Annotated in this window: 10 protein-coding genes; 4 read left to right on the forward strand and 6 right to left on the reverse strand. The window is 64.1% G+C overall.

Annotated features, from left to right (window positions below):
• Positions 1-100: 100 nt before the first annotated feature.
• On the reverse strand, positions 101-1,726 hold the full coding sequence (locus tag B3E94_RS17755) for an ABC transporter substrate-binding protein (protein WP_286914495.1): 1,626 nt from the start codon (positions 1,724-1,726) through the stop codon (positions 101-103).
• A 386-nt stretch (positions 1,727-2,112) separates the two neighbouring features.
• On the reverse strand, positions 2,113-2,829 hold the full coding sequence (locus B3E94_RS17760) for an SIMPL domain-containing protein (RefSeq protein WP_286914496.1): 717 nt from the start codon (positions 2,827-2,829) through the stop codon (positions 2,113-2,115).
• 202 nt (positions 2,830-3,031) lie between these two features.
• Here B3E94_RS17760 and B3E94_RS17765 point away from each other — a divergent pair, with 202 nt between their 5' ends.
• The 4 genes from B3E94_RS17765 to B3E94_RS17780 all read left to right on the forward strand — a co-directional run bounded on the left by B3E94_RS17765 (position 3,032) and on the right by B3E94_RS17780 (position 7,434).
• Positions 3,032-4,288, forward strand: a complete 1,257-nt coding sequence (locus B3E94_RS17765; protein WP_286914497.1) for an ATP-binding protein — start codon at positions 3,032-3,034, stop codon at positions 4,286-4,288.
• Positions 4,288-4,848: a response regulator transcription factor gene (locus B3E94_RS17770; RefSeq protein WP_016391130.1), complete on the forward strand. Its 561-nt coding sequence runs from the start codon at positions 4,288-4,290 to the stop codon at positions 4,846-4,848. Before B3E94_RS17765 ends, B3E94_RS17770 begins: the two co-directional genes overlap by 1 nt.
• Positions 4,849-5,076: 228 nt before the next feature.
• Positions 5,077-6,018, forward strand: coding sequence for an AEC family transporter (locus B3E94_RS17775; protein ID WP_286914499.1), 942 nt, complete (start codon positions 5,077-5,079; stop codon positions 6,016-6,018).
• 54 nt (positions 6,019-6,072) lie between these two features.
• Positions 6,073-7,434 carry an amino acid permease gene (locus tag B3E94_RS17780; RefSeq protein WP_176515416.1) on the forward strand — a complete coding sequence of 454 codons (1,362 nt, stop codon included), beginning with the start codon at positions 6,073-6,075 and terminating at the stop codon, positions 7,432-7,434.
• Positions 7,435-7,545: 111 nt separating this feature from the next.
• On the opposite strand, the gene B3E94_RS17785 is transcribed toward B3E94_RS17780, so the two are convergent.
• From B3E94_RS17785 to gatB, 4 genes are all read right to left on the reverse strand, one after another.
• Positions 7,546-7,917: a carboxymuconolactone decarboxylase family protein gene (locus B3E94_RS17785; protein WP_236193540.1), complete on the reverse strand. Its 372-nt coding sequence runs from the start codon at positions 7,915-7,917 to the stop codon at positions 7,546-7,548.
• Between the two features lie 10 nt (positions 7,918-7,927).
• On the reverse strand, positions 7,928-8,971 hold the full coding sequence (locus B3E94_RS17790; protein ID WP_286914501.1) for a calcium/sodium antiporter: 1,044 nt from the start codon (positions 8,969-8,971) through the stop codon (positions 7,928-7,930).
• Between the two features lie 61 nt (positions 8,972-9,032).
• Entirely contained in the window at positions 9,033-9,407 is a 375-nt protein-coding gene (locus B3E94_RS17795) for a septal ring lytic transglycosylase RlpA family protein (RefSeq protein ID WP_176517454.1), read from the reverse strand.
• A gap of 137 nt (positions 9,408-9,544) precedes the next feature.
• Positions 9,545-11,005 carry an Asp-tRNA(Asn)/Glu-tRNA(Gln) amidotransferase subunit GatB gene (gatB, locus tag B3E94_RS17800; RefSeq protein ID WP_286914502.1) on the reverse strand — a complete coding sequence of 487 codons (1,461 nt, stop codon included), beginning with the start codon at positions 11,003-11,005 and terminating at the stop codon, positions 9,545-9,547.
• Positions 11,006-11,036 lie beyond the last annotated feature (31 nt).

Below are 11,036 nucleotides of genomic sequence, written 5' to 3' on the forward strand. Positions count from 1 at the left end.
AGGTGCCTGGGGTACGAATGGCGGCAACAGGGACCCATCCCCGGCGCGGGTAGCGCCGAGGTGGGTGTGGTTTAAGGGAGTGGGCGAGGGTGGCCCGGTGTTATTTGTCCACGCTGACGCCGTAGAACGCGTTCAATGCGAATGGACTGATCTTGAAGTCCTTCACTTTGGCGCTCATCGGCTGGTACACGGTGGAGTGGGCGATCGGGGTGATCGGCACCTGTTCCTTGAGGATGTGCTGGGCCTTCTGATACAGCTCGGTGCGCTTGGCCTGGTCGGAGGTGGCCTTGGCTTGCTTGATCAGGTCGTCGTAGGGCTTGTAGCACCACTTGGAGAAGTTGTTGCCGTCGACGGCATCGCAGCCGTACAGGGTGCCCAGCCAGTTGTCCGGGTCACCGTTGTCGCCGCTCCAGCCAATCAGCATGGCGCCCTGTTCGCCGCCTTTGGAGCGCTTGATGTATTCGCCCCACTCGTAGCTGACGATCTTGGCCTTGATGCCGATCTTGGCCCAGTCCGATTGCAGCATCTCGGCCATCAGCTTGGCATTGGGGTTGTAGGGGCGCTGCACGGGCATGGCCCACAGGGTGATCTCGGTGCCTTCCTTGACCCCGGCTTTTTTCAGCAGCTCTTTGGCTTTTTCCGGGTCGAAGGGGGCGTCCTTGATGCTGGTGTCGTAGGACCACTGGGTCGGCGGCATGCCATTGACGGCGAGCTGGCCGGCGCCCTGGTAGACCGATTCGATGATCTTCTTCTTGTCGACGGCCATGTCCAGCGCCTGGCGCACTTCAAGCTTGGCCATCGGGTTGGGCTCGTTGCTGCCCTTGATCTTGTCCATCACGTTGTAGGCGATGTAGCCGAGGTTGAAGCCGGCCTGCTGGGGCATCTGCAGGTTCTTGTCGGCCTTGAGCGGCTCGATGTCGGCCGGTCGCGGGAACAGGGTGACCTGGCATTCGTTCTTCTTCAGCTTCTGCATGCGCACCGAGGCGTCGGTGGTGATGGCGAAGATCAGGTTGTCGATCTTCACGTCTTCGGGCTTCCAGTAGTCCTTATTGCCCTTGAAGCGGATCTGCGCGTCCTTCTGGTACTTGCTGAACACGAACGGCCCGGTGCCGATCGGCTTCTGGTTGATGTCGGCGGCCTTGCCATCCTTGAGCAGCTGGCCTGCGTACTCGGCCGACTGGATCGAGGCGAAGCTCATCGCCAGGTTCTGGATGAACGCGGCGTCCACTTCGTTGAGGGTGAACTTGACCGTTTTATCGTCGAGCTTCTCCACCTTGGCGATGTTCTTGTCCATGCCCATGTCGGTGAAGTAGGGGAATTCGGTGGGGTAGGCCTTACGGAAGGGGTGGTTCTTGTCGAGCATGCGCTCGAAGGTGAACAGCACGTCGTCGGCGTTGAATGGGCGGCTGGGCTTGAAGTAGTCGGTGGTGTGGAACTTCACCCCTTCACGCAGATGGAAGGTGTAGGTCTTGCCGTCGTCGGACACCTCCCAGGACGTTGCCAGGCCCGGGATGACCGCGGTGCCGCCGCGTTCGAACTGGGTCAGGCGGTTGAACACGGTCTCGGCCGAGGCGTCGAAGTCGGTTCCGGTGGTGTATTGCCCCGGGTCGAAGCCCGCCGGGCTGCCTTCGGAGCAGAACACCAGGTTGGACGCGGCGTGGGCCAGGGGGGCGCCAGCGAACAGGCCTGCGCCGAGCAGGAACGGAATGACTGCGTGTTTGAGCATGGTGGCCTCATTGTTGTCATTTTTGGTTTGAGGTGGCCTCGTGAGCCGACCTGGCGATACTTATGCAGGGGCTATTCCCAATGCAACACTCAGAAGGATAGTTGGCGTCAGAAAAGTAGTACGAGCGTACATGGATGTCGCATCGGTATAACTTTCGACGAAGTTGAACGTTTGCGTTGGCAAAATGATGGCTTTTTGCGGGATATTTCGAGGCGGGGATTTTGTAAGACGCACACGTTTGGTGCGTAGGAAAAGTCTGTATCGGGTGTACGCGAGCTGATGTGGGAGCGGGCTGGTCCCGCGAACACCGGCAACGCCGGTGCCATTCACCGCGTTGCGCGCTTCGCGGGGCAAGCCCGCTCCCACAGAGGCAGTGAGTAGCCCTGTTAAGGCATCTGCACTTCGATCAAACCATCGGCATTCATGCTGACTTCACTGGTACCCGCTTCGATGTCCGGCGCTGGCGCCGCTTCATCGGCGGCCATGGCCTTCATCGCCATCGGCGCGCTGCGCAGGTACGGCCGTGGGTAGCCACTGCTGTTGAGGTTCAGGCTGACAACCTTGTAGCCCTTGCCGCCCAAGGCCTCGGTGGCCAGCTGGGCGCGGGCCTTGAAGGCATCCACCGCATCCTTGAGCAGGGCGTCTTCGCTGGCCTTGCGGGTAGTGGGGGCGATGGAGAAGTCCATGCCGCCCATTTTCAGGTCGTTGAGCAGCTCGGCAGTGAGCTGGGACAGGGCCGGGAAGTCGGCACCTTCCAGGCGCAGCTCGGCGCGCTCGCGCCAGCCGGTGATCTTCTGGCCCTTGCTGTCGTAGATCGGGTAGCTGTTGCGGCTGCCCTGGCTGATCTTCACGTCCTTGACCTGGCGTGCCTGCTGCACGGCCTTGTTCATGGTCTCGGTGATCTGCTTGGCGAGCTTGCCGGGGTCGGTGTTCTGCGCTTCGCTGTACAGCGTCACGACCATCAGGTCGCGCGGCACTTCCTTGCTGACTTCGGCGCGCAGCGATACCTGGTTGTAGCGCGGCTCATCGGCTGCCAGCGCAGGCAGGCTGGCGAGCATGCCGCAAGACAGGATCAGGGCCGCGCTGCGACGTGGGATTTGCATGGGATACTCCTTGGCAATAAAAGGCGTGGGGTCTGGCCATCCATTCCACGCATGGCCCATCAGACCGAAACCAGTGTAGTGGGTTCAAAAGTGCCATCATGAACCTGTGTCAAAGTGTGGCGGTTTGCCGCATCGCTGCAGTGAGGGGCCTGGCTTCGGTATACTCCAGCCGATTTTTCTGGAGCACTCATCAGGAGAGCTCATGCTCGCCGCCGTACAACCGCTGTCTGCAACTCGCCAGAACCTCTGGCGCCTGACCGTCATCCGCGTGCTGGTCCTGGCCGCCCAGGCAGGCTCCGTGGGCGTTGCCTACTGGACCGAACTGCTGCCGCTGCCGTGGCTGTCGCTGGCCGCCACCCTGGCGCTGTCGTCCTTGCTGTGCGCCTTCACGGCGCTGCGCCTGCGCCTGTCGTTGCCGGTCACCGAACTCGAATACGCCCTGCAACTGGCCTGCGACCTGCTGATCCACAGTGCCCTGCTTTATTACTCCGGCGGCTCGACCAACCCGTTCGTGTCCTACTACCTGGTGCCGCTGGCGATTGCCGCGGTGACCTTGCCCTGGCTGTATTCGCTGATTCTTTCCGGCATCGCCCTGACCCTCTACAGCCTGTTGCTGGTGCAGTTCTACCCGCTCGAAGGGCTGCCGATGGCGCGCGACAAGATGCAGGTCTACGGCATGTGGCTGAGCATTGCCCTGGCCGCCGCGGTGATCACCTTCTTCGCCGCGCGCATGGCCGAGGAGCTGCGCCGCCAGGAGCAACTGCGTTCGGAGCGCCGCGAAGAAAGCCTGCGCGACGAACAGCTGCTGGCCGTGGCCACCCAGGCCGCAGGTGCAGCGCATGAGCTGGGTACGCCGCTGGCGACCATGAGCGTGCTGCTCAACGAAATGCGCCAGGACCACCCCGACCCGCTGCTGCAGGAAGACCTGCAGATCCTTCAGGACCAGGTCAAGCTGTGCAAGGAAACCCTGCAGCAGCTGGTGCGCGCCGCCGAGGCCAACCGCCGCCTGGCGATCGTCGAGCAGGACGTCACCGCCTGGCTCGATGAGGCGCTCAACCGCTGGCACCTGATGCGCCCGGAGGCCAGCTACCGCTTCCAGCGCCTGCGCGACGGCCAGGTGCCGCGCCTGACGCCACCGCCCGACCTGACCCAGGCGCTGCTCAACCTGCTGAACAATGCCGCCGATGCCTGCCCCGATGACCTGGAAGTGCGCCTGGACTGGGACGCCCACGACATCGTCATCAGCATCCGTGACCATGGCCCCGGCGTGCCGCCGGCCATCGCCGAAGCGATCGGCAAACCCTTCATTACCACCAAGGGCAAAGGCTTCGGCCTGGGCCTGTTCTTGAGCAAGGCCAGCGTGACCCGTGCGGGCGGTTCGGTGAAACTCTATAGTCATGAACAGGGTGGCACCCTGACCGAATTGCGCCTGCCCCATGGCAAGCGAGGAGATGAATGATGAGCGAAGAAAACCAGGTCGAAGGCGAAGAGCTGCCGCACCTGCTGCTGGTGGATGACGATGCCACTTTCACCCGAGTGATGGCCCGGGCCATGAGCCGCCGCGGTTTCCGCGTGAGCACGGCGAGTTCTGCCGAGGAGGGGCTGATCCTGGCCCAGCAGGACCTGCCGGACTACGCCACGCTGGACTTGAAGATGGAAGGTGACTCGGGCCTGGTGCTGCTGCCCAAGCTGCTGGAGCTGGACCCGGAAATGCGCGTGGTGATCCTGACCGGTTACTCGAGCATTGCCACCGCGGTCGAGGCGGTCAAGCGTGGCGCCTGCAACTACCTGTGCAAGCCGGCGGACGCTGACGATGTGCTGGCGGCGTTGCTCTCCGAGCACACCGACCTGGATACCCTGGTGCCGGAAAACCCGATGTCGGTGGACCGCCTGCAGTGGGAACACATCCAGCGGGTGCTGAACGAGCACGAGGGCAATATCTCTGCCACCGCGCGGGCGCTGGGCATGCACCGCCGGACCTTGCAGCGCAAGCTGCAGAAGCGCCCGGTTCGGCGCTGAAATCGGCGTTGCCTTCATCGCCGGCAAGCCGGCTCCCACAAGGACAGCGATCATCTGTGTGGGAGCCAGCCCCCACAAGGACAGCGATGATCTGTGTGGGAGCCGGCTTGCCGGCGATGGGGCCGGTACAGACCGAAATCGCTTTAAATTGCAGCCGATCCCGCAACTCCTGACGCGTTGACGTATCATTAGCCCCCCTGACGGCAACCCTCCCAGGATCGCTTGCGCATGCTCGCCCTTCTCATCCAGACGCTGAACATCACGGCGCCCGTCTTCGCCATGCTGTTCATGGGCGTACTGCTCAAACGCATCAACCTGATCGACGACAACTTCAACCGAGTCGCCTCCAAGCTGGTGTTCAACGTGTGCATGCCGGCGCTGCTGTTCCTCGGCATCTACCACGCCGACCTGGCCAGCGCGGTCAAACCCGGCGTGATCTTCTATTTCATCGCCGTGACCCTGCTCGGTTTCGCAGCCGCCTGGGGCCTGGCCATCTGGCGTTGCCCCGAGGCAGACCGGGGCATCTACACCCAAGGTGCGTTTCGCGGCAACAACGGCGTGATTGGCCTGGCCCTGGCCGCCAGCCTGTACGGCGACTACGGTATCTCCCTGGGCGCGGTGCTCGCCGGCCTGGTGATCCTCATGTACAACTCGCTGTCGGCGGTGGTGCTGGCGGTGTACAGCCCGGATCTGAAGTCCGACCCGTGGAGCATCTGCAAGAGCATCCTCAGCAACCCATTGATCATCAGCGTGCTGGTGGCCACGCCCATGGCCTACGGCCAGGTGCCGCTGCCCAACTGGCTGCTCACCTCCGGCGACTACCTGGCGCAGATGACCTTGCCGCTGGCGCTGATCTGCATTGGTGGCACGCTGTCGCTGGCGGCGCTGCGCGACAGTGGCAAGCTGGCCATTGATGCCAGCCTGGTGAAGATGGTCTGGCTGCCGCTGTTTGGCACCCTCGGCGCCTGGCTCTGCGGTTTTCGCGGGGCCGAGTTGGGCATCCTGTTCCTCTACATCGGCAGCCCGACCGCGGCAGCCAGCTACGTCATGGCGCGCGCCGCCAATGGCAACCACGAGCTGGCGGCGTCGATCATCGTGATAACTACGCTAATGGCGGCGATCACCACCAATATTGGCATTTTCATCTTGCAGTGGGGCGGATGGATCTAGATCCTTCACTGCAACAACACAACAACATCGCCTCACTGAGCTAAAGGACACTTCATGCAAGACCAGAGCACGCCCGAGCGCTTGCAGCGCGGGCTGAAGAATCGCCATATCCAGCTGATCGCGCTGGGCGGGGCCATCGGCACCGGGTTGTTCCTGGGCATCGCCCAGACCATCCAGCTGGCCGGCCCCTCCGTTTTGCTGGGCTATGCCGTGGCTGGCCTGATGGCCTTCCTGATCATGCGCCAGCTAGGTGAAATGGTGGTCGAGGAGCCGGTCGCCGGCAGCTTCAGCCACTTCGCCCACCAGTACTGGAGCGAGTTCGCAGGCTTCGTCTCGGGCTGGAACTACTGGGTGGTGTACGTGCTGGTCGGCATGGCCGAGCTCACGGCCGTGGGCATCTACGTGCAGTACTGGTGGCCGGAATTCCCCACCTGGGCCACGGCGGCGATCTTCTTCGTGGTGATCAACCTCATCAACCTGACCCAGGTGAAGGTCTACGGCGAGATGGAGTTCTGGTTCGCCCTGGTCAAGGTGGTGGCCATCGTCAGCATGATCGGCTTCGGTGCCTGGCTGCTGGGCAGTGGCCATGGCGGCCCGGATGCCAGCGTGGCCAACCTGTGGCAGTACGGCGGGTTCTTCCCCAATGGCGTCACCGGCCTGGTGATGGCCCTGGCGGTGATCATGTTCTCCTTCGGCGGCCTGGAGCTGGTGGGCATCACCGCTGCCGAGGCGGACAACCCGCGCCACAGCATCCCCAAGGCCACCAACCAGGTGGTGTACCGCATCCTGATCTTCTACATCGGTGCCCTGGCGGTGCTGCTGTCGCTGTACCCCTGGCAGAAGGTGGTGCAGGGTGGCAGCCCGTTCGTGATGATCTTCCATGAGCTGGACAGCGACCTGGTGGCGACCATCCTCAACGTCGTGGTGCTGACCGCCGCGCTGTCGGTGTACAACAGCTGCGTGTACGCCAACAGCCGCATGCTGTTCGGCCTGGCCAGCCAGGGCGATGCGCCGCGCCAGCTGCTCAAGGTCAGCCGCAGCGGTGTGCCGCTGACGGCATTGGGCGTGTCGGCATTCGCCACGGGCATGTGCGTGCTGATCAACTACCTGATGCCGGGTGAGGCGTTCGGCCTGTTGATGGCGCTGGCGGTGTCGGCGCTGGTGATCAACTGGGCGAGCATCAGCATTACCCACCTGAAGTTCCGCAAGGCCAAGCTGGCGGCCGGTATCAAGCCGTTCTACCAGAGCTGGGGGCACCCGTTCACCAACTACCTGTGCCTGGCGTTCATCGTGCTGATTCTGGTGGTGATGTACCTGACCCCGCCGATTCGCATCTCGGTGATGCTGATTCCGGGGTGGATTGCCGTGCTTTACGTCGCCTTCCGCCTGAAGAAGGCTCGGCAGGCCAAGGGCTGAGTTCTTTCCGGCCTCATCGCCGGCAAGCCGGCACCCACAGGGATCAGCAGCGCTGCGGTCAATGTGGGAGCCGGCTTGCCGGCGATGAGGCCAGTACTGGCCATCGACCGATCAAGCCTGGTAACTGTCGATCACTTCCTGCGCGGCCCTGAACGCATCGATCGCCGCCGGCACCCCCGCATACACGGCGCAATGCAGCAGCGCCTCGCGAATCTCCTCCACCGTGCAGCCATTGTTCAACGCCCCACGCACATGGCCCTTGAGCTCCTGCGGGCACTTGAGTGCCGTCAGCGTGGCCAGGGTGATGAGGCTGCGGGTTTTCAGCGGCAGGCCCTCACGCGCCCAGACACTGCCCCAGGCGTGCTGGTTGACGAAGTCCTGCAGCGGTTGGGTGAACTCGGTGGCGTTGCCCAGGGCGCGGTCGACGAATGCGTCGCCCATGACCTGGCGGCGAATCTGTTCGCCAGTGTTGTTTTCAGCCATGTTGTTTTCCTTAGTGTTGGCGGCGCCAGGCGCGCACCGTGGTGAATAGCAACACCACGCCGAGCACTGGCAGGACATAGAACAGCATCAACCGCTCCAGGCGGCCAGCCAGCGGCATGCCCATGGTAAAGGCCGCCACGTGCAGGCCGTAGGCCAGGTACAGGCACAGGAACACCAGCCCCTCGGCGCGGGTGATGCGGTAGCCGGAATAGAACACCGGCAGGCTCAGGGCGGCGACGCCGAGCATCACCGGCAGGTCGAAGCCCAGGGCATTGGGGGAAATGGTCAGCGTCTCGGGAGTGATCAGCGCGGTCAGGCCCAGCACCCCCAGCAGGTTGAACAGGTTGCTGCCGATCACCGTGCCCACGGCGATTTCCCGCTCGCCGCGCAGGGCGGCGATCAGCGCCGCGGCGAGTTCGGGCATCGAGGTACAGACCGCGACCACGGTCAGGCCGATGATGCGCTCGGACAGGCCCAGATCGGTCGCCACTTCCACCGCGGCTTCGAGCAGCAGGTGGCCGGCCAGGCTCAGCAGGCCGAGGCCGCACAGCACCTGCAGCAGCGTGCCGGACCAGAAGCGTGCCGGGCTGCTGCTGAGCGGGCGCGGGGCGGGGTAGGTGCGGGCGTAGTGGCGCGACTGGTGCCAGAGCATGCCCAGGTAGCCCAGCAGGCCCAGCAGCAACAGCAAGCCCTCCAGCCGGCCCAGGTGGCCGTTGGCGGCCAGGGCGTAGACCAGCGCGCTGGCAAGGATCATCAGCGGGATGTCCAGGCGCACCAGTTGGCGTGAGACCCGCAGCGGGATGATCAGCGCCGCCAGGCCGAGGATCACCAGCACGTTGAAGATGTTGCTGCCGATCACGCTGCCCACGGCCACGTCGGGCGCGCCCTGGTAGGCCGCCTGCAGGCTCACGGTCAGTTGCGGCGCGGTACTGCCGAACGCCACCAGGCTCAGGCCGATGATCAGCGGCCGCACATGCAGGCGCAGGGCCAGGCGCAGGGCGGCGCGCACCATCAGTTCGGCGCCGGCCACCAGCAACAGCAGGGCCAGGCCCAGTTGCAGGAGGCTGAAGGTGGGGAGGGTGGCCAGATCGAAAATGGTCGGGGCTCCAGTGGTGTCAGTCGCTCAGACCTTGTACCCGGACGCGCGCCGTTCCGCTACGGAGCATGCCGATTTTTTCTGCGGCTGCGCGTGACAGGTCGATCAGCCGGCCGCGCGTGTGCGGGCCGCGGTCGTTGATGCGCACGACCACGCTGCGTTGGTTGGCAAGGTTGGTGACCAGCACGCGGCTGCCAAAGGGCAGGCTGCGGTGGGCGGCGGTCAGGCCGTGCTGGTTGAAGGCTTCGCCGCTGGCGGTGCGTTTGCCGTGGTGGCGCGAGCCGTAATAGGAGGCGGTACCGGTTTCGTTGTAACCGCGGGGGTCGATGTCGTGGCTGGCGCAGCCGGCCAGGAAGGAGAACAGGGCCAGGGTGCCGAGGGATCGTTTTAGCAAGGTGATGCTCCGGTGCTGCTGTTGGGGCCGCTGTGCGGCCCATCGCGGGGCAAGCCCGCTCCCACAGGTACTGTGCTGGCCTGTGGGAGCGGGCTTGTCCCGCGATCGAGGGCAAAGCCCTCGCCGCGTTTTTCAGCTCACCCTTCGAGCTTGGCCTTGAGCAATTGGTTCACCTGCCCCGGGTTGGCCTTGCCTTTGGACGCCTTCATCGCCTGGCCGACGAAGAAGCCGAACATCTTGCCCCGCTTGGCCTCGTCGGCGGCGCGGTACTGTTCGACCTGCTCGGCGTTGGCGGCGAGCATCTCGTCGAGCATCTTGTCGATCGCACCGGTGTCGGTGACCTGCTTGAGGCCGCGGCTTTCGATGATGCTGTCGGCATCGCCTTCACCGGCGGCCATGGCCTCGAACACGGTCTTGGCGATCTTGCCGCTGATGGTGTTGTCGCGAATGCGCTGCAACATGCCACCCAGCTGCGCGGCGGTTACCGGCGCCTGGTCGATCTCGATGCCCAGCTTGTTGAGCAGGCTGCCCAGCTCGACCATCACCCAGTTGGCCGCAAGCTTGGCATCGCCACCGATCTTCACCACTTCTTCGAAGTAGTCCGCCTGCTCGCGGCTGGAAGCCAGCACGTTGGCGTCGTAGGCCGACAGGCCGTACTGGCTCTGGAAGCGCTCGACTTTTTGCGGCGGCAGCTCCGGCAGGCCGGCGCGGATGGTTTCGAGGAAGCTGTCCTCGATGACCACCGGCAGCAGGTCCGGGTCGGGGAAGTAACGGTAGTCGTTGGCTTCCTCCTTGCTGCGCATGGAGCGGGTCTCGTCCTTGTTCGGGTCGTACAGGCGGGTTTCCTGGACCACCTTGCCGCCGTCCTCGATCAGCTCGATCTGGCGCTGGATCTCGCTGTTGATGGCGCGCTCGATGAAGCGGAACGAGTTGACGTTCTTGATCTCGCAGCGGGTGCCGAACTCGGTCTGGCCTTTCGGGCGGATCGAGACGTTGCAGTCGCAACGCAGCGAACCTTCGGCCATGTTGCCGTCGCAGATGCCCAGGTAGCGCACCAGGGCGTGGATCGCCTTGACGTAGGCCACGGCCTCCTTGGCGCTGCGCATGTCCGGCTCGGAGACGATTTCCAGCAGCGGCGTGCCGGCGCGGTTCAGGTCGATGCCGGTGGAGCCGCTGAAGTCTTCGTGCAGGCTCTTGCCGGCGTCTTCTTCAAGGTGCGCGCGGGTCACGCCGATGCGTTTGATGGTGCCGTCTTCCAGGGCGATGTCCAGGTGGCCCTTGCCGACGATCGGCAGGTCCATCTGGCTGATCTGGTAGCCCTTGGGCAGGTCCGGGTAGAAGTAGTTCTTGCGCGCGAACACGTTGCGCTTGCCGATCTCGGCGTCGATCGCCAGGCCGAACATGCAGGCCATGCGCACGGCTTCCTGGTTCAGCACCGGCAATACGCCGGGCATGCCCAGGTCAACCAGGCTGGCCTGGGTGTTCGGCTCGGAGCCGAAGGTGGTGGCGCTGCCGGAGAAGATCTTCGACTGGGTGGCCAGCTGGGTGTGAATTTCCAGCCCGATCACAACTTCCCATTGCATGTGTGAATTCCTCAGAAGCCGTTGGGGGCGCGGGTGTGCCAGTCGG

Source organism: Pseudomonas sp. UBA6315, from assembly GCF_002438125.1.
In the GTDB taxonomy this organism is placed as follows: domain Bacteria; phylum Pseudomonadota; class Gammaproteobacteria; order Pseudomonadales; family Pseudomonadaceae; genus Aquipseudomonas; species Aquipseudomonas faucium.

Excerpts from the sequence above, each read along its gene's own strand:
- B3E94_RS17785 (WP_236193540.1), bottom strand. The coding sequence starts at position 7,917 with ATGGCTGAAAACAACACTGGCGAACAGATTCGCCGCCAGGTCATGGGC.
- B3E94_RS17775 (WP_286914499.1), top strand. The coding sequence starts at position 5,077 with ATGCTCGCCCTTCTCATCCAGACGCTGAACATCACGGCGCCCGTCTTC.
- B3E94_RS17765 (WP_286914497.1), top strand. The coding sequence starts at position 3,032 with ATGCTCGCCGCCGTACAACCGCTGTCTGCAACTCGCCAGAACCTCTGG.
- B3E94_RS17780 (WP_176515416.1), top strand. The coding sequence starts at position 6,073 with ATGCAAGACCAGAGCACGCCCGAGCGCTTGCAGCGCGGGCTGAAGAAT.
- B3E94_RS17770 (WP_016391130.1), top strand. The coding sequence starts at position 4,288 with ATGAGCGAAGAAAACCAGGTCGAAGGCGAAGAGCTGCCGCACCTGCTG.
- B3E94_RS17755 (WP_286914495.1), bottom strand. The coding sequence starts at position 1,726 with ATGCTCAAACACGCAGTCATTCCGTTCCTGCTCGGCGCAGGCCTGTTC.
- B3E94_RS17760 (WP_286914496.1), bottom strand. The coding sequence starts at position 2,829 with ATGCAAATCCCACGTCGCAGCGCGGCCCTGATCCTGTCTTGCGGCATG.